The following is a 23,734-nucleotide window of genomic DNA, read 5'->3' as shown; positions in this document are numbered from 1 at the left end:
CACCATGAACATGAAACCTCTTCTTACACCGCTGGCCTGCATCCTGCTGATGAACTTCTCCGCGCATGCCGCCAGTGCTGACGACTTTAAAAACATCATTAATCGCACCGGTGCGCCGGGCTACATGCATGACTACGATCACGACGACCACCAGCGCTTTAATCCCTTCTTCGATCTTGGCGCCTGGCACGGTCATTTGCTGCCGGACGGCCCCGCCACGATGGGCGGCTTTCCGGGCGTTGCGTTGCTGACCGAAGAATACATCAATTTTATGGCCAATAATTTTGACCGTCTGACGGTGTACCAGCACGGTAAAAAGGTCGATTTCGCGCTTGAGGCCTACAGCATTCCGGGCGCGCTGGTGCAAAAGCTGTCATCTAAGCATGTGCAAATAGAGATGACGCTGCGTTTTGCCAGTCCCCGCACCTCGCTGCTGGAAACCAAAATCACCAGCGACACGCCGTTGGATCTGGTGTGGGACGGCGAGCTGCTATCGAAGCTGGAAGCCAAAGAGGGAAAAGCGCTGTCAGATAAAACCATTGATAGCGAATTCCCTGGCTATCAGCGCAAAATTGCCGCCACTCGCGACGGCCTGAAAGTCACCTTCGGCAAAGTGCGCTCAACCTGGGATCTGCTCACCTCCGGTGAGTCCGAATATCAGGTACATAAATCGCTGCCGATGAAGACGAAGGTCAATGGTCACCGCTTCTCCAGCACAGCCCATATCAAAGGTTCAACCACCTTCTACACCACCTATTCTCATCTGCTTACCGCCGAAGATGTCGCGAAAGAGCAACCGCAGATCCGCGATATTCTGGCGCGTCCGGCCTGGTATCTTGCTGCATCGCAAAAGCGCTGGGCGGATTATCTGCAAAAAGGCTTAACCAACCCGGATGCCACAACGGAACAAACCCGGGTCGCGGTTAAAGCTATTGAAACGCTGAACGGCAACTGGCGTTCAGCGGGCGGTGCGGTAAAACACAATACCGTGACCCCATCGGTCACCGGACGTTGGTTCTCCGGCAACCAAACCTGGCCGTGGGACACCTGGAAGCAGGCCTTCGCCATGGCGCACTTTAACCCGGATATCGCCAAAGAGAACATTCGCGCCGTCTTCTCATGGCAGGTTAAACCAGACGATCCGGTTCGCGCGCAGGATGCCGGATTCATTCCCGACCTGATTGCCTGGAATCTCAGCCCGGAACGCGGCGGCGACGGCGGTAACTGGAACGAGCGCAACACCAAGCCCAGCCTGGCGACCTGGTCGGTGATGGAGGTCTACAACGTCACCAAAGACAAGGCCTGGCTCGAAGAGATGTATCCAAAGCTGGTTGCGTATCACGACTGGTGGCTACGTAACCGCGATCATAACGGCAACGGCGTGCCGGAATACGGCGCTACGCGCGATAAAGCCCACAATACCGACAGCGGTGAAATGCTGTTTACGGTGAAAAAAGGCGACAAGGAAGAAACCCTCTCCAGACTGAACAACTACGCCGCCGTGATCGATAAGGGCCAGTATGACAGCCTCGAGATCCCAGCGCAGGTAGCCGCCTCGTGGGAGTCCGGTCGTGACGATGCGGCAGTATTTGGTTTTATCGACAAAGAACAACTGGATAAATACGTCTCAGGCGGCGGAAAACGTAGCGACTGGGTGGTGAAATTTGCCGAAAACCGCGGTAAAGACGGTAATTTGCTGGGTTACTCGCTATTGCAGGAGTCGGTTGATCAGGCCAGCTACATGTACAGCGACAACCATTATCTGGCAGAGATGGCGACCATCCTCGGTAAAACAGAAGATGCGAAACACTATCAGTCGTTAGCGAAGGAGCTGGCTGATTACATCAATACCTGCATGTTCGACCCTGGCACCCAGTTCTTCTATGACATCAGGATAGAAGATATTCCGCTGGCGAACGGCTGCGCGGGTAAACCGATCGTCGAGCGTGGTAAAGGGCCGGAAGGCTGGTCGCCGCTGTTTAACGGCGCAGCAACGCAGCCCCACGCGGATGCGGTGGTTAAGGTGATGCTCGATCCTAATGAGTTCAACACCTTTGTGCCGCTTGGCACGGCAGCGCTGACCAATCCGGCCTTTGGCCCAGACATATACTGGCGCGGACGCGTCTGGGTGGATCAGTTCTGGTTCGGGCTAAAAGGGATGGAGCGTTACGGCTATCGCAATGAAGCTTTAAAACTGGCGGATACCTTCTTCAGCCACGCCAAAGGCCTCACCGCTGACGGTCCGATTCAGGAAAACTATAACCCGCTGACCGGCGCACAACAGGGCGCGCCGAATTTCTCCTGGAGCGCGGCGCATCTCTATATGTTGTACAACGATTTTCTTAAAAAACAGTAAGCTGTGACATATCGCCGGATAGCGCTTCGCTTATCCGGCCTACCAAGGACACATTTTCACAGGCCGGATAAGGCGCTTGCACCGACATCCGGCAAATTCGTTCTCTGGCTCCACTCCTTTTTTGAATCCCATCACAATCACGGCATTCCCCTTTTCCCTTTTACGCTGCGACGGCTAAATTATTAACTCATCCGACCACATAACAATAATTTTACATACTGGACACGTTTATGAGCTATCCGTCACTGTTCGCCCCGCTCGATTTAGGCTTCACCACGCTTAAAAACCGCGTGCTGATGGGTTCAATGCATACCGGGCTGGAGGAATATCCCGACGGGGCAGAACGGTTGGCCGCGTTCTATGCCGAACGCGCCCGTCACGGCGTGGCTCTGATTGTGACCGGAGGCATTGCGCCAGCGTTATCCGGCGTGGGTATGGAAGGCGGCGCGGTGCTGAACGATACCAGCCAGCTCGCGCATCATCGCGTGATTACCGATGCCGTGCATGACGAAGGCGGCAAAATCGCTCTGCAAATCCTGCATACCGGGCGTTACAGCTATCAGCCGCATCTGGTGGCGCCTTCTGCCATTCAGGCCCCCATCAACCGTTTTACGCCGCATGAACTGACGCACGATGAAGTGCTGCAGCTGATTGAGGATTTTGCCCACTGCGCGCAGCTGGCGCGAGAAGCGGGCTACGATGGCGTGGAAGTGATGGGCTCGGAAGGGTATCTCATCAACGAATTCCTGACCCTGCGCACCAATCAGCGCGACGACGAATGGGGCGGTGAGTATGCCAACCGCATGCGTTTTGCCGTCGAGGTGGTACGGGCAGTACGTCAGCGTGCCGGCAATGACTTTATTATTATCTTCCGCCTGTCGATGCTCGATCTGGTAGAAAACGGCGGCACCTTCGAGGAAACAGTCCAGTTGGCGCAGGCTGTAGAAGCCGCAGGCGCAACCATTATCAACACCGGTATTGGCTGGCACGAGGCGCGTATCCCCACCATCGCCACCCCGGTGCCGCGGGGTGCATTTAGCTGGGTGACGCGCAAGCTGAAAGGTCATGTGACGATCCCCCTGGTCACCACCAACCGCATTAACGATCCTAAAGTCGCCGATGACATTCTGGCCCGCGGCGATGCCGATATGGTGTCGATGGCCCGTCCGTTCCTCGCCGACGCCGAACTGCTGTCAAAAGCGCAAAGCGGACGGTCGGATGAGATCAATACCTGTATCGGTTGCAACCAGGCCTGCCTGGATCAGATCTTCGTCGGCAAAGTCACCTCTTGTCTGGTGAATCCACGCGCCTGCCATGAAACCAAAATGCCGATCGTTGCGGTAACTGTGCCGAAAAATCTGGCGGTTGTCGGCGCGGGTCCTGCTGGCCTCGCCTTCGCCATTAATGCCGCCGCGCGCGGGCATCACGTGACGCTGTTTGACGCCCATAGCGAGATTGGCGGACAGTTTAATATCGCCAAACAGATCCCCGGCAAAGAAGAATTCTATGAAACCCTACGCTACTACCGTCGGATGATCGACGTGACGGGCGTGACGCTAAGACTGAACCACATTGTCACCGCGCGCGATCTGGAAACTTTTGACGAGGCGATCCTCGCCAGTGGGATCGAACCACGGATGCCACCGATCGCGGGGATCGATCACCCTAAAGTGCTGAGCTATCTCGACGTCCTGCGCGATAAAGCGCCGGTGGGCAAACGCGTTGCCATCATTGGCTGCGGCGGGATCGGCTTTGATACCGCCATGTATCTGAGCCAGCCAGGCGATCCCACCAGCCAGAACATTGCTGAGTTCTGTTTGGAATGGGGGATCGACACCAGCCTGCAGCAGCCTGGCGGTTTACGCCCTGAAGGTCCGCACTTATCCCGCAGTCCGCGTCAGATAGTGATGTTGCAGCGCAAAGTCAGCAAACCGGGGCAAGGTTTAGGTAAAACGACGGGCTGGATCCATCGCGCCACCCTGCTCTCACGCGGCGTGAAAATGATCCCGGCGGTCAGTTACCAGAAAATTGATGATGATGGATTACACGTCGTATTGAACGGCGAACCGGTAATCTTTAACGTGGATAACGTGGTGATTTGCGCCGGACAAGAGCCACGCCGTGAGCTGGTCGATCCTCTCCACGCGGCAGGTAAAACGGTGCATCTGATCGGCGGCTGCGATGTGGCGCTGGAACTGGATGCCCGCCGCGCTATCGCGCAAGGCACGAGGCTGGCACTGGAAATTTAACATCATGTCTTTCGTAGGCCGGATAAGGCGCTCACGCCTCCATCCGGCATACGCGATTACCGACGACGACCTAATTTCACCGATTTGAGAATCACAAACTTATTATTGGTGGCGATGGTCTCGCAGTTGCCGAAAATCTTCTTCAGCTTGTGGAAGTAGTCGAGGTGACGGTTCGCCACAATATACAGCTCACCGTTAATCTTCAGACAGCGGCGGGCGTGATGGAACATCTCCCAGGCGATATTGTCGGTCAGCGCGTGCTTCTGATGGAACGGCGGGTTGCACAGGACGGCATTAAAGCGGAACGGCTCAACCCCGGACAGCGCGTTGTTAATCATAAACTCGCAGCGATCCAGCGCCTCAGGCATGTTGCTTTCGACGTTCAGACGACTTGACGCCACCGCCATCGGCGATTCATCCACAAACACCACGCTGGCTTGCGGGTTTTTCTCCAGCAATGTCAGGCCAATCACGCCATTCCCACAGCCGAGATCGACAATCTCCCCTTCAAGATTTGCAGGCAGGTGCTCGATGAAGAAGCGCGCGCCGATATCCAGTCCTGTACGAGAGAAAACGTTGGCGTGGTTATGGATAGTCCAGTCGGTACCTTCCAGCTTCCAGCTCAGCGTTTGCGAAGCAGCGGCCAGTTCAGGTTTGCTGAACGTACAGTTGATCAGACGAGCTTTTTTCCACGCCAGCGTCGTGGTGGTTGGACCCAACACCTTTTCAAACAGCTCCAGCGTCGAGGTATGAATATCGCGTGCTTTCGCTCCGGCAATAATCCGCGTTTGCGGCGTCACCACTTCACGCAGCGCGCGTAACTGCTGCTCCAGCAACGCCATGGTTTTGGGGATTTTAATCAGCACCACGCCCGGCGCCTGCGGGTATTCCGCGTTGCTGTCGAGGAACTTGACGCTCGACTCGGCGATGTCGTTATGACGCAGATTTTCGCGCGTCGCCAGCTCGCTTAAGTAGGAGTCGCCGATGCTGTACGGCGTGTGCTCCGCCAGCGCACAGCCCAGCGCGCCAAAGGTATCATTCAGGATCAGCACCGGGCCGCTAATCTCGGTATCGTCCAGCTGTTGCAGCAGATATTCATCCGCCGCTTCCCACGCCAGCAGCGGGTTAACGTCATCCGTCTCCGGGAAACGTTTAAGTGACAGCGAACGGAAACCGTTGTCTATGTGGCTCATCGGCCCTCCTGAATGGTAAAATTTCGGCATATCCCTGAAAAGGGTGCGTGAGTATACACTTTTATGATTTGCGTGGACATTAATGAACCAACTAACTTATCTCCAGGGCTATCCTGAGCACTTACTCGCCCAGGTTCGAACCTTGATTAGCGAGCAGCGTCTGGGTGCAGTGCTGGAGAAGCGCTATCCGGGTACGCATGACTTCGCGACCGACAAAGCGCTCTGGCAATATACGCAAGATCTGAAAAACCAGTTTCTGCGCAATGCTCCACCGCTGAATAAGGTGATGTACGACAGCAAGATCCACGTTCTGAAGAATGCGCTGGGGCTGCATACCGCCGTCTCCCGCGTGCAGGGCGGCAAGCTAAAAGCCAAAGCGGAGATCCGCGTGGCGACCGTTTTTCGCAATGCCCCGGAACCTTTCCTGCGTATGATCGTGGTCCATGAACTGGCGCATCTGAAAGAAAAAGAGCATGACAAAGCGTTTTACCAACTGTGCTGCCATATGGAACCTCAGTACCATCAACTGGAGTTCGATACCCGCCTGTGGTTAACGCAACAATCGTTAAAGCAAAGTGCGTAGTCGCGCACTGGCTTTGTCTTCAAGGCATGCTAAATTGACGAAAGGATCCCTTTTAGCAGCCTGAAGGCCTTTATGATACGTTTCGCAGTAATTGGCACAAACTGGATCACCCGCCAGTTTGTCGATGCCGCCCATGAAACCGGCAAGTATAAGTTAACCGCAGTGTATTCCCGCAGTCTTGAGCAGGCACAGACCTTCGCCAACGATTACCCCGTCGAGCACCTGTTTACCTCGCTGGAGGCGATGGCCAATAGTGATGCGATTGACGCCGTCTACATCGCCAGTCCAAACTCCCTGCACTTCCCGCAGACAGAGCTATTTTTGCAGCACAAAAAGCATGTCATTTGCGAAAAGCCGCTGGCCTCAAATCTGGCGCAAGCTGAAGCCGCTATCGCCTGCGCGCGCGAAAATCAGGTCGTGCTGTTTGAAGCATTTAAGACCGCCAGCCTGCCTAACTTCCTGCTGCTGCAGCAAGCGTTACCCAAAGTGGGCAGAATCAGGAAAGCCTTTATCAATTACTGCCAGTACTCCTCGCGTTACCAGCGTTATCTGGACGGTGAAAATCCGAATACGTTTAATCCGGCGTTCTCTAACGGTTCGATTATGGATATCGGCTTTTACTGCCTGGCCTCAGCGATTGCGCTTTGGGGCGAACCGCAGAGCGTTCAGGCCAGCGCCAGCCTGCTGGAAAGTGGTGTGGATGCCCACGGCGTGGTCGTGCTTAATTACGGTGATTTCAGCGTCACACTCCAGCACTCCAAAGTCAGCGACTCGGTATTAGCCAGTGAAATTCAGGGCGAGTCGGGTTCGCTGGTCATTGAGCATATCTCTGAGTGTCAGAAAGTATGCTTCGTTGCGCGTGGTGGCAAAACGCAGGATCTGACGGTGCCTCAGCATATCAATACGATGCTGTATGAGGCAGAGACTTTTGCTCATCTGGTTGAATCCGGCGAAGTGGATCATCCGGCACTGAACGTCAGCCGTATCACCGCCAAACTGCAAACGGAAATTCGCCGTCAGACCGGCGTGATTTTCCCGGCAGATGAAACGGTAACATCGCTGACTGCGTAAAGGTATGTAAAACAAATGTTGCAGGCCATTGACTGCATGCATGGCCTGTAATATTTTGTAACCCGCAAAGGGGAGTAACTTCGTTGTCGGTTGATCGTCATTACGATGTGTGCAAAACCACATCCGGTCACCGGGCAACAACAAAGGAATACGCTAGCGTATTCCTTTGTTGTTGTAAGTGAGACCTTGCCGAATGGCAAGGTCTATGCATAAAAAGCAACGGCTAACGTCATTCGGCGTTGGCCGTTTTTTTATGCATGGGGGAATTATGAATACTGTCGGCACACCGTTGTTGTGGGGCGGCTTCGCTGTTGTGGTGGTGATTATGTTGGCCATCGACCTGCTGCTACAGGGTCGTCGTGGCGCACATACCATGTCGATGAAGCAGGCGGCAGCCTGGTCCATCGTCTGGGTCACGCTGTCGTTACTGTTTAACGCCGCCTTCTGGTGGTACCTGGCCCAAACGCAGGGCCGCGCCGTTGCCGACCCACAGGCGCTGGCGTTTCTTACCGGCTATCTGATCGAGAAATCACTGGCGGTAGATAACGTCTTTGTCTGGCTGATGCTGTTCAGCTACTTCTCGGTACCGCCTGCGTTACAGCGTCGGGTACTGGTGTACGGCGTACTGGGCGCGATTGTGCTGCGTACGATTATGATCTTCGCAGGTAGCTGGCTTATCGCCCAGTTCGAATGGCTGCTGTACGTGTTTGGCGCGTTCCTGCTGTTTACCGGCGTGAAGATGGCGCTGGCGAAAGAAGATGCTTCCGGTATCGGCGACAGACCGTTAGTCCGCTGGCTGCGTAGTCATTTACGCATGACCGATACCATCGAAGACGAAAAATTCTTCGTGCGTAAAAACGGACTGCTGTTCGTCACGCCGTTGATGCTGGTGTTGATTCTGGTTGAGCTGAGTGATGTCATTTTTGCCGTCGACAGTATTCCGGCAATCTTCGCCGTCACAACCGACCCGTTCATCGTGTTGACCTCAAACCTGTTTGCTATTTTGGGTCTGCGTGCGATGTACTTCCTGCTGGCTGGCGTGGCAGAGCGTTTCTCCATGCTGAAATACGGCTTGTCGGTCATTTTGGTGTTTATCGGTATTAAGATGCTGATCGTCGATTTCTATCATATCCCGATCGCTATCTCGTTAGGCGTGGTGTTCGGTATTCTGTTCGTTACGCTGGTCGTGAATGCGTGGGTTAATCACCAGCACGATAAAAAGCAGCAAATACAGTAAGTTTCATCCGCTAGCTGAAAAAGCCCGACAGCACACTGCGTGCGTCGGGCTTTTTGTTTATCATGTCAAATTAATGTTAATTTAAAGTTATAAAACATGATCTGAACGCAAAAATCAGGAGATTTCGCTTCCCGGGACTTCATCTTTCCTTATACTCAACCAGGCAAACACTTTGTTACATCCAGAAAGATGCGTCATCAGAATGCACACTGGATGGGCAACAACACAATGAAAGGATTACTACATGACTACGCAACGTTCATCGGGGCTATTCTCGCGTTTGGCGCAAGGGAGCCTGGTTAAACAAATTTTGATCGGTTTGGTACTGGGGATATTGTTGGCGCTGGTGTCAAAACCTGCTGCAGAAGCCGTCGGGCTGTTGGGTACGCTGTTCGTTGGCGCATTAAAAGCCGTGGCCCCTGTTCTGGTCCTGATGCTGGTTATGGCGTCCATCGCCAACCACCAGCACGGACAAAAAACCAATATCCGTCCAATCCTGTTCCTTTACCTGCTCGGTACTTTTTCCGCAGCGTTAGCAGCGGTTGTCTTCAGCTTCGCCTTCCCGTCCACACTGCATCTTTCCAGCAGCGCCAGCGACATCGTACCGCCATCCGGCATTGTCGAAGTGATGCGTGGCCTGCTGATGAGTATGGTTTCTAACCCGATTGATGCCCTGCTTAACGCCAACTATATCGGCATTCTGGTATGGGCCGTCGGCCTGGGCTTTGCGCTGCGTCATGGGAATGAAACGACCAAAAATCTGGTCAATGATATGTCCAACGCCGTCACCTTTATGGTGAAGCTGGTGATTCGTTTCGCGCCAATTGGGATCTTCGGCCTGGTCTCCTCCACGCTGGCAACCACCGGTTTTGCCACGCTTTGGGGCTACGCTCAGCTGCTGACCGTGCTGGTAGGTTGTATGCTGCTGGTAGCGCTGGTGGTTAACCCGCTGCTGGTATTCTGGAAAATTCGCCGTAACCCGTATCCGCTGGTGCTGGTCTGTCTGCGTGAAAGCGGCGTGTATGCCTTCTTTACCCGCAGCTCCGCGGCAAACATTCCGGTGAATATGGCGCTGTGTGAGAAGTTGAATCTGGATCGTGATACCTACTCGGTTTCTATTCCGCTGGGGGCCACCATCAATATGGCGGGTGCGGCGATCACCATTACCGTGCTGACGCTGGCGGCGGTGAATACGCTGGGTATTCCGGTCGATTTACCGACAGCGCTGTTACTCAGCGTGGTGGCTTCGCTGTGTGCCTGCGGCGCATCGGGCGTGGCGGGCGGTTCTCTGCTGTTAATCCCCCTGGCATGCAACATGTTCGGGATTCCGAATGATATCGCCATGCAGGTGGTTGCCGTTGGCTTTATCATCGGCGTGCTGCAGGACTCCTGTGAAACGGCATTAAACTCTTCTACAGACGTCCTGTTTACCGCTGCTGCCTGTCAGGCAGAAGACGAACGTCTGGCCAACAACGCCCTGCGCGGCTAATCTCTGCTCCCCTCCGTCATCGGGCGGAGGGGTTACTATCTTGTACGCTTTTTTCAATTTTGAACGGATCAATTCCGCGTTTTTGCATCCGCCGGAAGCGAATAATATTCAAGCCGTTCATCACCAGAAAACTCCCTTCGATCATCGTCCCGCCAATCGATCCCAGCCAGAAGTTATGGATAACCCAGCAAGCGGTTGCGCACCACATAACGCAACGCACGGTTAACCCTTGGCAGCGAAACAGCGCCCAGGTGCTGGCCAGCGTGCCGATTATCGGCAACAGCTCCATCGCATGCTGTAATTTCGCCAGCCCGAGAACCAGGGTGAGGATAATAAAAACGGTCATTACCCACAGTTTACGGGTATGCATCGAGACGAGTGTGCGGATGGTATTGAGCTCAGCGCTCATTCCTGCAGGCCAGGCGCCCATCAGGAAAAAATGCACGCCAATGGTGGCGCTATAGACAGCGAGTTGCAGCCGGAACCGACGCTCATCGCGATTGAAAAAGGTGGTAATGCCGATTAGAAAGGCGATGACACCTACGCCCTGGGCCAGCCAATACGCGGTCATGCAAGCAACCCCAATTCTATCTCGTAGGCCGGATAAGGCGAGTTCGCCACCATCCGGCAACGGTTTGTGCCTGATGGCGCTGCGCTTATCAGGCCTACGGTTTGCGCAGACCTGTATGCAGGTACCATCAGGTATTTACTACAACGTTACGCCGCTTTTAAATATCGCTAACTCTCTAAAATCATTCCGCTCGTTGCAGGTTTGCTTACCGTTGGCGAAATCGACGATGGTATCGACAAATTCTTCCAGTAACTGCGGCATCGCTTTGCCGTGGATCAGTTGTCCGGCATCAAAATCGATCCAGTGCTTTTTCTTCGCTGCCAGCTCGCTGTTGGTAGCAATTTTCACCGTCGGCACAAATCCACCGTACGGCGTACCGCGACCGGTACTGAACAGCACCATATGACAGCCCGCTCCAGCCAGTGCACTGGTGGCGACTGCGTCGTTACCCGGCGCGCTCAGCAGGTTCAGACCGTGCGTTTTCAGGCGTTCACCGTAGCGCAGTACGTCCACCACCTGGCTGGAGCCTGCTTTTTGGGTACAGCCGAGAGATTTATCTTCCAGGGTGGTGATACCACCCGCTTTGTTGCCCGGCGATGGGTTTTCGTAGATCGGCTGGTCGTGAGCAATGAAGTACTGTTTGAAGTCATTCACCATAGTGACCAGCTTGCCGAACGTTTCTTCGTCACGGCAGTGGTCCATCAGCAACTGCTCGGCGCCGAACATTTCCGGTACTTCGGTCAGCACGGTGGTGCCGCCGTTGGCAATGACATAGTCGGAGAAGCGGCCCAGCATCGGGTTGGCGGTAATACCGGACAGGCCGTCGGAGCCGCCGCATTCGAGACCAAACTTCAGCTCGCCCAGCTTACCGGGTTCACGCTTATCGTTACGCATCACGTTGTACAACTGGTGAAGATGTTCGATCCCCGCTTCCACTTCGTCTTCCTGGTGTTGGCAGACCATAAAGTGAACGCGATCGGGATCGTACTCGCCTAAGGTTTCGCGAAAAGCGTCAACCTGGTTGTTTTCACAGCCGAGACCGACCACCAGCACTGCGCCCGCGTTCGGGTGGCGCACCATGTTTTGCAGCATGGTGCGGGTGTTGATATGGTCGTCACCCAGTTGTGAGCAGCCGTAGGTGTGGCTGAAGAGATGCACGCCGTCGATCCCTTCGGCATCGTTGGTCTCTTTCAGGAAGCGATTCTGCATCTGACGGGCCATGGCGTTGACGCAGCCTACTGTCGGCAGGATCCACAGTTCATTACGCACGCCAACATCGCCGTTGGCACGACGGTAGATCTGTACATCACGATCCGCCGGTTGCGCCTCAGGTTCCTGAAAGTCGGGTTGATAGCTATATTCATCCAGATCGCTCAGATTGGTACGCGTGTTATGAGCATGAATATGCTCGCCCGCCGCGATATCAGCCAGAGCATGGCCGATCGGCAGGCCATATTTCATGACGTTCTCACCCTGCGCGATATCGCAAAGCGCGAACTTATGCCCACGAGAGACCGCCTGGCGCAGGGTTACCGCCTGCCCGTCAACGGTAACTTCGGTTCCTTCAGCCAAATCAGCGAGCGCTACCGCAACGTTATCCAGCGTATGGATCTTGATGTATTGCATATCAACCCCGGACCTTAGAGCCTATTTCAGTAGGCGTATATTGTCGCAGCCCGTTTGGACACGGACAGCGCGCAAAAACCGGAGCGTACACGCAGTACGTGAGGATTTTGAGCACTGCCCAGGTTCAAACTGGCAAGTAAAATAGCCTAATGGATAGGCTCTTAGTTCAATTCAATGGCGAAATAATCGCGCGCATTGTTGAAACAAATGTTTTTCACCATTTCACCCAGCAGTTGGATGTCGGCTGGGGCTTCGCCCGCAGCAACCCAACGACCGATCATCTGGCACAGAATACGACGGAAGTATTCGTGACGGGTGTAAGACAGGAAGCTACGGCTGTCGGTCAGCATGCCGACGAAGCGGCTCAGCAGGCCCAGTTGCGCCAGCTGTGTCATCTGACGTTCCATCCCGTCTTTCTGATCGTTGAACCACCAGCCGGAACCGAACTGCATCTTGCCCGGCATGCCTTCGCCCTGGAAGTTACCGATCATGGTGCCCAGCACTTCGTTATCGCGCGGGTTCAGACAGTACAGAATGGTTTTCGGCAGCAGGTTTTGTTCGTTCTGTTTGCTCAGCAGTTTGGACAGTTCTTCCGCCATCGGACGGTCGTTGATGGAGTCGAAGCCGACGTCCGCGCCCAACAGTTTGAACTGACGTAGGTTGTTATTACGCAGCGCGCCGATGTGGTACTGCTGTACCCATTCGCGACGTGCGTATTCTGCACCGAGGAACACCAGTACAGCGGTTTTGAACTGGGCAACTTCGTGCTCGCTCAGGGTTTCACCGGCCAGACGACGCGCCAGGATGCTATCCAGCTCCGCTTCGTTAGATTCCGCGAAAAGTACAACGTCCAGCGCGTGGTCAGACACTTTACAGCCGTGAGCGGCGAAGTGGTCCAGGCGTTTGGTCAGCGCGGTCTGCAGGTCAGCGAAACGACGGATATCGGTGTCAGAGACTTCACCGAGCTTGGCCATGTAATCGTTAAAGGTCGCCAGTTCGATGTTGAAGGCTTTATCCGGACGCCAGCTTGGCAGCACTTTTACGTCGAAGGAGCCGTCTTTAGCAACGGCCGCGTGGTGCTCCAGAGAATCGATCGGGTCATCGGTGGTGCCGACCATTTTCACGTTCATCTGCTTCATGATACCGCGCGCGGAGAATTGATCCTGTGCCAGCAGTTCGTTGCACTGGTTCCAGATTTCGTCAGCCGTTGCCGGAGACAGCAACTTACCTGTAATACCAAACGGGCGACGCAACTCGAGGTGGGTCCAGTGGTACAGCGGGTTACCGATAGTGTGCGGAACCGTAGCGGCCCAGGCATCAAACTTCTCACGATCGGAGGCATCGCCGGTACACAGGCGCTCAGCAACGCCGTTGGTACGCATCGCACGCCACTTATAGTGGTCACCCTTCAGCCAGATGTCATACAGGTTATTAAAACGGTAGTTTTCAGCGATTTGTTGCGGTGGTAAATGGCAGTGGTAATCGAAGATCGGCTGGTCTTTGGCGTAATCATGATACAGACGGCGGGCAAATTCGGTATCCAGCAGGAAATCTTCAGTCATAAACGGGGTCATTATCGTCTTCCTCTCAACGAGTGCGTCAGATTGCTTATGTTTTGATGTTGACAAAGTTATCACACCAATTTCCACACACTGAAGATATTTTCGTGAGTTAGATCAACAAATGATGACAAAAAAATTACTCTCAAAGAGGTAAATCATGCCTCAAGCCGCGCCAGCACTGGCTTTGCTGAATCGAAATAATGACCACACGAAGATTCACACTTTTGTGATGGCACTCACCTTTTAAAGTTGTATGACAAGTTATCTTTTGGCCGTCGCGATACATAAGCCGACGGAATGCAAATTACCGATGTATCACCATCGGATTGACCGGTACGGAAACCGAATTAGCACAACTATTGACATGGCAACGTTCGGGGAGTACCGGCTTTTTTTTCGGTTCCCCCCTCGTAAAAGAACATCCTCCGCTCTGAACTGGAAGATGACCGCTCGTTCGCGGACATAACAAAACGATGAGGTTTTACATGCGTAAAATTAAAGGGTTACGTTGGTACATGATCGCACTGGTGACGCTTGGCACCGTGCTGGGTTACCTGACACGTAACACTGTGGCGGCAGCTGCGCCGACTCTGATGGAAGAGTTACACATCTCCACTCAACAGTATTCCTATATCATCGCAGCGTATTCTGCTGCTTACACCGTAATGCAACCCGTTGCTGGCTACGTGCTTGATGTTCTCGGCACGAAAATAGGTTACGCGATGTTCGCCGTTCTGTGGGCCGTCTTCTGTGGCGCGACCGCACTGGCTGGCAGCTGGGGTGGCCTGGCGTTGGCGCGAGGTGCGGTAGGTGCCGCTGAAGCCGCAATGATCCCGGCCGGTCTGAAAGCCAGTTCTGAATGGTTCCCGGCAAAAGAGCGTTCAATTGCCGTCGGTTACTTCAACGTCGGTTCTTCTATCGGCGCGATGATCGCTCCGCCGCTGGTGGTCTGGGCTATCGTCATGCACAGCTGGCAAATGGCATTCATTATTTCCGGTGCCCTGAGCTTCATCTGGGCGATGTCCTGGCTGGTGTTCTATAAACACCCACGCGACCAGAAAAAACTGTCTGACGAAGAACGTGATTACATTCTGAACGGCCAGGAATCACAGCATAAAAACACGACCTCGAAGAAAATGTCGCTCGGCCAGATCCTGCGTAACCGCCAGTTCTGGGGCATCGCGCTGCCGCGTTTCCTGGCTGAACCGGCGTGGGGGACTTTCAACGCCTGGATCCCGCTGTTCATGTTTAAAGTCTACGGCTTTAACCTGAAAGAAATCGCCATGTTTGCCTGGATGCCGATGCTGTTTGCTGACCTGGGCTGTATCGTTGGGGGTTACCTGCCACCGCTGTTCCAGCGTTGGTTTGGCGTGAACCTGATCGTGTCCCGTAAAATGGTGGTCACCATGGGCGCGCTGCTGATGATTGGCCCAGGGATGATTGGTCTGTTCACCAGCCCATACATTGCTATCGCCCTGCTGTGCGTCGGCGGCTTTGCTCACCAGGCGCTGTCCGGTGCGCTGATTACGCTCTCCTCTGACGTATTTGGCCGTAATGAAGTGGCAACCGCGAACGGTCTGACCGGCATGTCCGCCTGGCTTGCCAGTACGCTGTTTGCCCTGGTCGTTGGCGCGCTGGCCGACACCATCGGCTTTAGCCCGCTGTTCGCCGTGCTGGCGGTATTCGACCTGCTTGGCGCGTTGGTCATCTGGACGGTACTACAGAACAAATCAGCCAGCGAGATAGATTCAGGTCCGCAAACTGGCGATCCCGCGACGCAAAGTTAACCGGATGCGATACAAAAAGGTTATATAATGCTAAGCCGTCAGTTATCTGGCGGCTTTTTTGTCCTCGCGAGTGGAGGCGTAATCGCAAAAGTGGTATAACAAATATAGTCTGCCGTATCATGCCTGGAGCGCATATGGAAATCACCGAACCACGCCGTTTATACCAACAACTTGCCGCTGATCTTAAAGAACGCATCGAGCAAGGCGTCTATCTGGTGGGTGACAAACTCCCCGCTGAGCGCTTTATCGCCGATGAAAAAAATGTCAGCCGTACCGTGGTTCGTGAAGCGATTATCATGCTGGAAGTTGAGGGCTATGTTGAGGTGCGTAAAGGATCGGGGATCCACGTCATCTCTAACCAACCCAAACATTATGTTGCTCCCGACGAAGGTTTGGAATTCGCCAGCTACGGTCCTTTTGAATTGCTGCAAGCGCGTCAACTTATTGAGAGCAACATCGCCGAGTTTGCCGCCACCCAGGTGACCAAGCAGGACATTATGAAACTGATGGAAATCCAGGAGAAGTCGCGCAACGAAAAAAGCTTTCGTGACTCCGAGTGGGATCTCCAGTTCCATGTGCAGGTTGCGCTGGCCACGCAGAACTCCGCCCTGGCCGCCATCGTGGAAAAAATGTGGACTCAGCGTATCCATAACCCCTACTGGAAAAAACTGCACGACCACATCGACTCGCGTACGGTCGATAACTGGTGCGATGACCATGACCAGATCCTACGGGCGCTGATTCGCAAAGATCCCCATGCCGCTAAACTGGCGATGTGGCAGCACCTTGAGAATACGAAGCAGATGCTGTTTAACGAAACCAGCGATGATTTTGAGTTCAACGCGGACCGTTACCTTTTTACTGAAAATCCGGTCGTTCATCTCGATACGGCCGCTAACGGCGCAAAATAATCAATCTTATCGATACAGGCGTGGCGAAGCGCCTGTACCTGCTGCTTGGTAAGCATTAGGTATAAAATGTCAGCCTGTGTAAATCCTCTCGCCTCCCTCTAATGCGATAAGCAAAATCAGAGTTCAGCAACCGTAATTTCTATAACGGACAACGTTGACCTTTGTTACAATTAGATGCTATTTGAATTTTTGTGTTTAAGAGCTTGCTAACTTCACAACTTCACAGGGAACAGTTCAGGCCGTGAATTTGTATCAGACCGCGCACCTTGCAAAAAACATCAATAAAATCGCGGCGTTACAAAATCCAGAAAAACCGGCATGACGATAACCGATTCTCCAGGAATATTGAATGGAACTACTGACTCAATTACTGAATGCTTTATGGGCTCAGGATTTTGAAACTCTGGCCAATCCTTCCATGATTGGCATGCTCTATTTTGTACTATTTACCATTTTGTTTCTGGAAAATGGACTGCTGCCAGCAGCGTTTTTACCCGGCGACAGTTTGCTGGTACTGGTCGGCGTGCTTATTGCCAAAGGCGCAATGGGTTTTCCGCAAACGGTACTGCTACTCACCACCGCGGCCAGCCTCGGCTGTTGGCTCAGTTATATCCAGGGGCGATGGCTGGGGAATACCCGCACCGTACAAAATTGGTTGTCGCACCTTCCTGCGCATTACCATCAGCGCGCACATCATCTTTTTCATAAGCATGGCTTGTCTGCGCTGCTGGTTGGTCGCTTCATTGCGTTTGTCAGAACATTATTGCCGACCATCGCAGGGTTATCCGGCCTGAATAATGCGCGCTTTCAGTTCTTTAACTGGATGAGCGGATTGCTTTGGGTCCTGATCCTCACAACGCTTGGCTATCTGCTGGGTAAAACGCCGGTATTTCTTAAGTATGAAGATCAGCTCATGTCTTGCCTGATGCTGCTTCCTGTGGTGTTACTGGTGTTTGGTCTGGCAGGTTCACTGGTTGTGCTGTGGAAAAAGAAATACGGGAACCGAGGATAAATTATGCTGAAATCATGCATAACGTTCCGACGACTTGCCTGGACCACTACCTTTATGCTGTTTATCGGCGCGCTGCTCCTGACCTGGTCGGTTATTCGTCAGCAGGAGTCAACGCTTGCCATTCGCGCAGTAAACCAGGGAGCCAGCATGCCTGATGGCTTCTCTATCTGGCATCACCTGGATGCCAACGGCATTCGCTTTAAAAGCATTACCCCGCAAAATGACGCGCTGCTGATCACTTTTGATTCCAGCGCGCAGAGCGCAGCCGCCAAAGTCGTGCTGGACCGTACGTTACCGCATGGTTTCGTTATTGCTCAGCAGGATGATGATAATCAGGCGGTGCAGTGGTTATCCCGCTTACGTGATACCCCGCACCGTTTTGGTTAATCTCCAGGAATCTGAATTAGATCACTCACTTTGGTGATTTCACCGTTTAGCGCCTATGATTAATAAACTGGGATTATGACCCAACGTTTTATTAATCTGGAGCATCGACCGCACGCCACAACGTCGAATCACAATGGAAGGTTCAATAATGAAATACCGCATCGCTTTGGCTATTAGCCTTTTCGCTCTCAGTGCCGGCAGTTACGCCACTACCCTCTGTCAGGAAAAAGAACAGGATATTCAGCGGGAGATTAGCTATGCCGAAAAGCACAACAATCAGAACCGCATCAATGGTCTGAACAAAGCGCTTAGTGAGGTTCGGGCTAACTGTACTGACAGCAAACTGCGCGCCGACCATCAGAAAAAAATCGCAGAGCAGAAAGATGAGATAGCCGAGCGTCAAGATGATTTAGCCGAGGCGAAGCAAAAAGGCGATGCGGATAAAATTGCCAAACGCGAACGTAAGCTTGCCGAAGCTCAGAATGAGCTGAAAGAACTCGAATCACGCGATTACTAAGTACGGTAACTACCCACTCAACTGGAGAAAACTATGTCGAAAGATAATGCTACGGACAACCTGCGCGCTGAGCTGAAATCTCTTGCGGATACGCTTGAAGAAGTACTTAGCTCCTCTGGCGATAAGTCGAAGGAAGAGATGAGTAAAATTCGCAGCAAAGCCGAACACGCCCTGCGGGAGAGCCGTCATCGCCTGAGTGAAACCAGCGATGTGATTGCCAAACAGACCCGTGAAGCCGCGGCCAAAGCCGATAACTATGTACGCGAAAACCCATGGACTGGCGTCGGGATTGGCGCTGCAGTCGGTGTGGTGCTTGGTGTACTGCTGTCGCGCCGTTAACAATGGCTGACTCTCAACACGCACAAGGTCCAGGCAAAAGCGTACTGGGTATTGGACAGCGGATCCTGACGATTCTCGTTGAGATCGTAGAAACGCGGTTGCGGCTGGCCGTCGTGGAACTGGAAGAGGAAAAATCAAATCTCATCCAGATCCTGCTGATGCTTGGGCTGACCATGCTGTTCGCGGCGTTTGGGCTGATGAGCCTGATGGTGCTTATCATCTGGGCCATTGATCCGCAATATCGCCTGAACGCAATGATTGCCACCACCGTTGTGCTGTTGGTTATGGCGCTTATTGGCGGGATATGGACTCTGCGTAAAGCGCGCAAAACAACGCTGCTACGCCATACGCGCCACGAACTCGCAAACGACAGGCAGGCCCTGGAGGATGATGCATAATGAGCAGTAAAGTCGAACGTCAACAACGTAAGGCGCAACTGCTTGGACAGATCCAGCAGCAACGGCTGGATCTGTCTGCTACTCGCCGCGACTGGCTGGAGGCCACCGAAGTCTACGATCGTGGCTGGAAAACGCTGTTGAACCTACGTGGCTGGGTGTTAGTGGGTAGCAGTATCATGGCAGTTCGTACCATTCGTAATCCTAATCTGCTGGTACGCTGGGCTAAGCGCGGTTTTAGCGTCTGGAGCATCTGGCGTCTGGTTAAAGCGACCATCAGACAGCAGCAACTGCGCGGCTAATCCCTCTCACTCCCCCTAACCTCAAAATTTTTGAAAAAATTTGACAGTTTTCCTTGCTAACAATTGTCATTAAGCACGTTTATGATTCTCTCCATCGACAGCAACGACGCGCTCTGCAGCGTCGTTGCACACAAAACAAAATAAGCCGCCTGAGTGGTTTCCTGGAGTGAATGATGAAGAAATTAGAAGATGTTGGTGTACTGGTAGCGCGCATTCTGATGCCAATCCTGTTTATTTCCGCAGGCTGGGGCAAAATCACCGGATATGCGGGTACCCAACAGTATATGGAAGCCATGGGCGTGCCTGGTTTTATGTTGCCGCTGGTCATCCTGCTTGAGTTTGGCGGCGGTCTGGCAATCCTGTTCGGCTTCCTGACCCGCACAACCGCGCTGTTCACCGCAGGCTTCACGCTGCTGACAGCGTTCATCTTCCACAGCAACTTTGCGGAAGGCGTGAACTCTCTGATGTTCATGAAAAACCTGACCATCGCAGGCGGTTTCCTGCTGCTGGCTATCACCGGTCCGGGCGCATTCAGCATCGACCGCGTTCTGAATAAAAAGTGGTAAGCGAGCTATACTGAACACACCAAAAAGCGAGGGGACATCTCCTCGCTTTTGCTATCTGAGGAGGCGATAAAATGGGACAACTGATTGACGGCGTATGGCATGACACCTGGTATGATACCAAATCAACCGGGGGAAAATTTCAACGTTCAGCATCGGCTTACCGCAACTGGCTCACCGCGGATGGCGCACCGGGTCCAACGGGCGAAGGGGGATTCGCTGCCGAAAAAGACCGCTATCATCTCTACGTTTCTCTGGCCTGTCCGTGGGCGCACCGTACGCTGATTTTGCGTAAGCTCAAAGGGCTGGAACCGTTTATTTCCGTCTCCGTTGTACATCCGCTGATGCTAGAAAACGGCTGGACCTTTGACGATACCTTCCCGGCTGCAACCGGCGATACGCTGTATCAACACGAGTTTCTTTACCAGCTCTATCTGCACGCCGATCCGCATTACAGCGGTAGGGTAACCGTCCCGGTGCTGTGGGATAAAAAAAATCACACCATTGTCAGCAACGAATCTGCGGAGATCATCCGCATGTTTAACACCGCTTTTGATGCTTTGGGCGCAAAAGCTGGGGATTACTATCCGCCAGCCCTGCAAAGTCAAATCGACGAGCTGAATGGCTGGATTTATGGCAACGTCAATAACGGTGTGTACAAAGCCGGATTTGCCACCAGCCAGGAAGCGTACGATGACGCCGTGGAAAAAGTCTTCCAATCCCTGGCGCGACTGGAGCAAATCCTGGGGCAGCATCGCTACCTGACCGGCAATCAGTTAACAGAAGCAGATATTCGCCTGTGGACCACACTGGTACGTTTTGATCCAGTGTATGTGACCCATTTCAAGTGCGACAAACACCGGATTAGCGACTATCTGAACCTGTACGGTTTCCTGCGCGACATCTACCAGATACCGGGCATTGCGGAAACCGTCAATTTCGATCACATCCGTAATCACTACTTCCGTAGCCATAAAACCATTAACCCGACTGGTATTATTTCTGTTGGGCCGTGGCAGGACCTTAACGAACCCCACGGGCGTGACGAGCGTTTCGCCTGATTTACACAGGCCCCCATTTGGGGGCTAAATAATTAATACCGTAAATATTTACCATCATTTCATTCACAGCTATTCTTAATTTGATTGCTTTAAAAACAAGTAATTGAATGCAGAACGAGGCAAAAATGGATTGGTATTTAAACGTATTAAAGAATTACTTTGGTTTTGGTGGTCGCGCGCGTCGTAAAGAATACTGGATGTTTGTGCTGGTCAACATCATCTTCACGTTCGTGCTGGGTATCCTGGACAGAATGCTTGGCTGGGAACGCGCCGGAGGGGAAGGCATACTAACAACGATTTATGGGGTTCTGGTGTTTATCCCTTGGTGGGCGGTACAGTTCAGGCGTTTGCATGACACCGATCGTTCAGCCTGGTGGCTGCTGGTGCTGCTGATCCCGATCGTTGGCTGGTTGATTATCATCATTTTCAACTGTCAAAACGGGACTCAGGGGAGTAACCGCTTCGGGCCCGATCCCAAACAGTTATCCTGACGTAGCATATGTAGATGCCTGATGGCGCTGCGCTTATCAGGCCTACAACATACTCCGTCTTCCAGGCCGGATAAGGTGCTTCGCACCGCATCCGGCGTAACAGTCCGGCTATTTACCCACAAACAGTTTGGGGATTTCCCGCAGACACCAGGATTTTGCCTCGCCCATACTGTCTCGCCGCCAGGCCATAATGATATCAATTTCACTTGTCGACTCAGGGCTTACTACCCGCAACCGACCAGCCGCAATATCCTCTTCCACCAGCGGGTAAGGCATCGTCGCCACACCCAGTCCGGCTAACAGCGCCTGACGTTTATCTTCTATCGAACTCACCGTCAGACGAGGTTGTTTATCCAACAGTTGCACGGTCAACACCGGACGTTCACGAGCGGTATCCGCCACCGCGATACCACGGTATTTCACGCGGGTGACTTCCGATAATGGTTCCGGCTCCTGATGGATAGGATGATCCGGTGCCGCCACATACACGTTCATCAACGAGTACAGCTTGCGCGAGTTGATTTCGGAAGATGAGCGAAAATGCATATCCGGCGCAATCACGATATCCGCTCTCCCTTGCTCCAGACGCTCCCACGCCCCGGCCAGAACTTCAGTGATAACGGAAAGCTGGGTATTGGCCTTCCCGGCAAGCCTGTCGATCAGCGGGAAAAACGCCGCCGTCGGCACCAACGCTTCGGTCACGATGGTCAGATGCGTTTCCCACCCACGCGCCAGTGCTTCGGCATCGGTAGTCAGCTTATCCGCAGCCTCCAGCAGGACGCGTCCACGCTCCAGCAGCATACGCCCGACGTTGGTGAATTTTGTGCGATGACCTGAACGGTCAAACAAGACGACGTCCAGCTCTTCCTCCAGCTTCTGCATGGTATAGCTGAGGGCTGAAGGAACCCGCCCCAGTTCATCTGCCGCGGCGGCAAAGCTACCGCGTCTGTCTATTGCGTCCATGACGCGTAACGCTTCAAGCGTTAAAGCCCTTTCTTTGGCCATCTCGTTCTCATTCAGGAAATTTGAACATACCAGGCAGAATATCTGGCTAACAATGCAGCGTCTAGCCATTTAACATAAAAGGAAGTAAAGAGAGGTCAAGAACTATGATTACTACCCGTACAGCCAAACAATGCGGACAGGCAGACTACGGCTGGCTGCAGGCCCGTTATACCTTCTCCTTTGGACACTATTTTGATCCTAAACTGCTGGGTTATGCCTCGCTGCGTGTTCTGAACCAGGAAGTTCTGGCACCGGGGGCCTCTTTCCAGCCACGTACCTATCCGAAAGTGGATATCGTCAACCTGATCCTCGAAGGGGAAGCTGAGTACCGCGACAGCGAAGGCAACCATATCCAGGCTAAAGCGGGCGAAGTGCTATTGCTCGCGACACAGCCCGGGATCAGCTATAGCGAACACAATATCAGCAAAGATAAGCCGTTAACCAGAATGCAGCTCTGGCTGGATGCCTGCCCGCAGCGTGAAAATGCCTGCGTGCAGAAAGCCATGCTGAGTGCCGGTAAGCATCAACTGCTGGCCTCGCCGGACGGTGAGCAAGGCAGCCTGCATCTGCGCCAACAGGTTTGGGTGCATCATGTTGAGCTGCAACAAGGCGAATCGCTCAGTTTTCAGTTACATGGGCCTCGCGCTTATCTCCAGTCGATCCACGGCAGATTCCATGCGGTGACGGCTGGAGCCGAAAAAGAAGCACTCACCTGCGGCGATGGCGCATTTATTCGTGACGAAACTAACATAACGTTAGTCGCCGATACCCCGCTACGTGCTTTGCTGATAGATTTGCCCGTATAGTCATGGAAAACAATGGAGTACGACTATTGAGCAAGAAAAAAACAAAAAAACGCCAGCCGCAGGTTGAGCCGCAAAAACAGGACACGGCGACTTTCGGTTATGAAGAAATGCTGACAGAACTGGAAGCGATTGTGGCCGATGCCGAGCTACGGCTCGAAGACGAAGAAGCCGCCTGAAAAGGCGGCTCAGGCTGATGCCGGGTAGCGGCTGCGCCTTACCCA

Annotated in this window: 24 protein-coding genes; 19 read left to right on the top strand and 5 right to left on the bottom strand. The window is 53.4% G+C overall.

Annotated features, from left to right (window positions below):
- Nucleotides 1-4 precede the first annotated feature (4 nt).
- Nucleotides 5-2,356 (top strand): alpha-glucosidase, encoded by a 2,352-nt coding sequence (gene ygjK, locus FDW92_RS02720; protein ID WP_042311112.1) that lies wholly within the window; start codon nt 5-7, stop codon nt 2,354-2,356.
- Between the two features lie 230 nt (nt 2,357-2,586).
- The gene (locus tag FDW92_RS02715) at nt 2,587-4,605 is read left to right on the top strand and encodes an NADPH-dependent 2,4-dienoyl-CoA reductase (RefSeq protein WP_042311114.1); all 2,019 of its coding nucleotides are present in this window, start codon (nt 2,587-2,589) and stop codon (nt 4,603-4,605) included.
- A 56-nt stretch (nt 4,606-4,661) separates the two neighbouring features.
- On the opposite strand, the gene rlmG is transcribed toward FDW92_RS02715, so the two are convergent.
- Entirely contained in the window at nt 4,662-5,798 is a 1,137-nt protein-coding gene (rlmG, locus tag FDW92_RS02710; protein WP_042311116.1) for a 23S rRNA (guanine(1835)-N(2))-methyltransferase RlmG, read from the bottom strand.
- A gap of 82 nt (nt 5,799-5,880) precedes the next feature.
- Here rlmG and FDW92_RS02705 point away from each other — a divergent pair, with 82 nt between their 5' ends.
- The 4 genes from FDW92_RS02705 (at nt 5,881) to sstT (ending at nt 10,178) form a co-directional block, all read left to right on the top strand.
- Complete coding sequence (locus FDW92_RS02705; RefSeq protein WP_042311118.1) at nt 5,881-6,381, top strand: M48 family metallopeptidase; 501 nt, start codon at nt 5,881-5,883, stop codon at nt 6,379-6,381.
- 72 nt (nt 6,382-6,453) lie between these two features.
- Nucleotides 6,454-7,452, top strand: coding sequence for a Gfo/Idh/MocA family oxidoreductase (locus FDW92_RS02700; RefSeq protein WP_042311121.1), 999 nt, complete (start codon nt 6,454-6,456; stop codon nt 7,450-7,452).
- A gap of 268 nt (nt 7,453-7,720) precedes the next feature.
- Nucleotides 7,721-8,689, top strand: a complete 969-nt coding sequence (locus FDW92_RS02695; RefSeq protein WP_038642882.1) for a TerC family protein — start codon at nt 7,721-7,723, stop codon at nt 8,687-8,689.
- A gap of 244 nt (nt 8,690-8,933) precedes the next feature.
- A complete protein-coding gene (sstT, locus tag FDW92_RS02690) occupies nt 8,934-10,178 on the top strand; it encodes a serine/threonine transporter SstT (protein WP_042311123.1) in 1,245 nt (414 codons plus the stop codon).
- Nucleotides 10,179-10,194: 16 nt separating this feature from the next.
- On the opposite strand, the gene FDW92_RS02685 is transcribed toward sstT, so the two are convergent.
- From FDW92_RS02685 to uxaC, 3 genes are all read right to left on the bottom strand, one after another.
- A complete protein-coding gene (locus FDW92_RS02685) occupies nt 10,195-10,749 on the bottom strand; it encodes a YgjV family protein (RefSeq protein WP_042311125.1) in 555 nt (184 codons plus the stop codon).
- Nucleotides 10,750-10,887: 138 nt separating this feature from the next.
- Nucleotides 10,888-12,375 (bottom strand): altronate dehydratase family protein, encoded by a 1,488-nt coding sequence (locus FDW92_RS02680; protein WP_042311128.1) that lies wholly within the window; start codon nt 12,373-12,375, stop codon nt 10,888-10,890.
- A 161-nt stretch (nt 12,376-12,536) separates the two neighbouring features.
- The gene (gene uxaC / locus FDW92_RS02675; RefSeq protein WP_042311130.1) at nt 12,537-13,949 is read right to left on the bottom strand and encodes a glucuronate isomerase; all 1,413 of its coding nucleotides are present in this window, start codon (nt 13,947-13,949) and stop codon (nt 12,537-12,539) included.
- A gap of 473 nt (nt 13,950-14,422) precedes the next feature.
- Here uxaC and FDW92_RS02670 point away from each other — a divergent pair, with 473 nt between their 5' ends.
- From FDW92_RS02670 to FDW92_RS02620, 11 genes are all read left to right on the top strand, one after another.
- Nucleotides 14,423-15,724: an MFS transporter gene (locus tag FDW92_RS02670; RefSeq protein ID WP_042311133.1), complete on the top strand. Its 1,302-nt coding sequence runs from the start codon at nt 14,423-14,425 to the stop codon at nt 15,722-15,724.
- Between the two features lie 134 nt (nt 15,725-15,858).
- The gene (exuR, locus tag FDW92_RS02665; protein ID WP_038634073.1) at nt 15,859-16,635 is read left to right on the top strand and encodes a transcriptional regulator ExuR; all 777 of its coding nucleotides are present in this window, start codon (nt 15,859-15,861) and stop codon (nt 16,633-16,635) included.
- Between the two features lie 349 nt (nt 16,636-16,984).
- On the top strand, nt 16,985-17,647 hold the full coding sequence (yqjA, locus tag FDW92_RS02660) for a DedA family general envelope maintenance protein YqjA (protein WP_003024820.1): 663 nt from the start codon (nt 16,985-16,987) through the stop codon (nt 17,645-17,647).
- 3 nt (nt 17,648-17,650) lie between these two features.
- Nucleotides 17,651-18,034: an EnvZ/OmpR regulon moderator MzrA gene (gene mzrA / locus FDW92_RS02655; RefSeq protein WP_042311135.1), complete on the top strand. Its 384-nt coding sequence runs from the start codon at nt 17,651-17,653 to the stop codon at nt 18,032-18,034.
- A 148-nt stretch (nt 18,035-18,182) separates the two neighbouring features.
- Nucleotides 18,183-18,551 carry a DUF1090 domain-containing protein gene (locus tag FDW92_RS02650; protein WP_038634079.1) on the top strand — a complete coding sequence of 123 codons (369 nt, stop codon included), beginning with the start codon at nt 18,183-18,185 and terminating at the stop codon, nt 18,549-18,551.
- A gap of 33 nt (nt 18,552-18,584) precedes the next feature.
- Nucleotides 18,585-18,890: a YqjD family protein gene (locus FDW92_RS02645; protein ID WP_006687949.1), complete on the top strand. Its 306-nt coding sequence runs from the start codon at nt 18,585-18,587 to the stop codon at nt 18,888-18,890.
- 2 nt (nt 18,891-18,892) lie between these two features.
- Complete coding sequence (locus tag FDW92_RS02640) at nt 18,893-19,288, top strand: phage holin family protein (RefSeq protein WP_038634082.1); 396 nt, start codon at nt 18,893-18,895, stop codon at nt 19,286-19,288.
- The gene (locus FDW92_RS02635; protein ID WP_038634085.1) at nt 19,288-19,587 is read left to right on the top strand and encodes a YqjK-like family protein; all 300 of its coding nucleotides are present in this window, start codon (nt 19,288-19,290) and stop codon (nt 19,585-19,587) included. Before FDW92_RS02640 ends, FDW92_RS02635 begins: the two co-directional genes overlap by 1 nt.
- Nucleotides 19,588-19,760: 173 nt before the next feature.
- Entirely contained in the window at nt 19,761-20,153 is a 393-nt protein-coding gene (locus FDW92_RS02630) for a DoxX family protein (protein ID WP_032940735.1), read from the top strand.
- A gap of 71 nt (nt 20,154-20,224) precedes the next feature.
- Nucleotides 20,225-21,211 (top strand): glutathionyl-hydroquinone reductase YqjG, encoded by a 987-nt coding sequence (gene yqjG, locus FDW92_RS02625; protein ID WP_042311138.1) that lies wholly within the window; start codon nt 20,225-20,227, stop codon nt 21,209-21,211.
- Nucleotides 21,212-21,336: 125 nt separating this feature from the next.
- Entirely contained in the window at nt 21,337-21,702 is a 366-nt protein-coding gene (locus tag FDW92_RS02620; RefSeq protein WP_038642883.1) for a DUF805 domain-containing protein, read from the top strand.
- Between the two features lie 108 nt (nt 21,703-21,810).
- Here the strand turns inward: FDW92_RS02620 and yhaJ are convergent, their stop codons facing one another.
- The gene (gene yhaJ, locus FDW92_RS02615; RefSeq protein WP_042311140.1) at nt 21,811-22,707 is read right to left on the bottom strand and encodes a DNA-binding transcriptional regulator YhaJ; all 897 of its coding nucleotides are present in this window, start codon (nt 22,705-22,707) and stop codon (nt 21,811-21,813) included.
- Between the two features lie 104 nt (nt 22,708-22,811).
- Between yhaJ and FDW92_RS02610 the strand changes: the two genes are divergently transcribed.
- Together FDW92_RS02610 and FDW92_RS23015 are read left to right on the top strand one after the other, a co-directional pair.
- Complete coding sequence (locus FDW92_RS02610) at nt 22,812-23,513, top strand: pirin family protein (protein ID WP_042311142.1); 702 nt, start codon at nt 22,812-22,814, stop codon at nt 23,511-23,513.
- 26 nt (nt 23,514-23,539) lie between these two features.
- The gene (locus FDW92_RS23015; RefSeq protein WP_165406919.1) at nt 23,540-23,689 is read left to right on the top strand and encodes a hypothetical protein; all 150 of its coding nucleotides are present in this window, start codon (nt 23,540-23,542) and stop codon (nt 23,687-23,689) included.
- Nucleotides 23,690-23,734 lie beyond the last annotated feature (45 nt).

Source organism: Citrobacter sp. wls706, assembly GCF_005281305.1.
Lineage (GTDB): Bacteria > Pseudomonadota > Gammaproteobacteria > Enterobacterales > Enterobacteriaceae > Citrobacter > Citrobacter werkmanii.
This window is presented reverse-complemented; position numbering and strand designations above follow the sequence as displayed.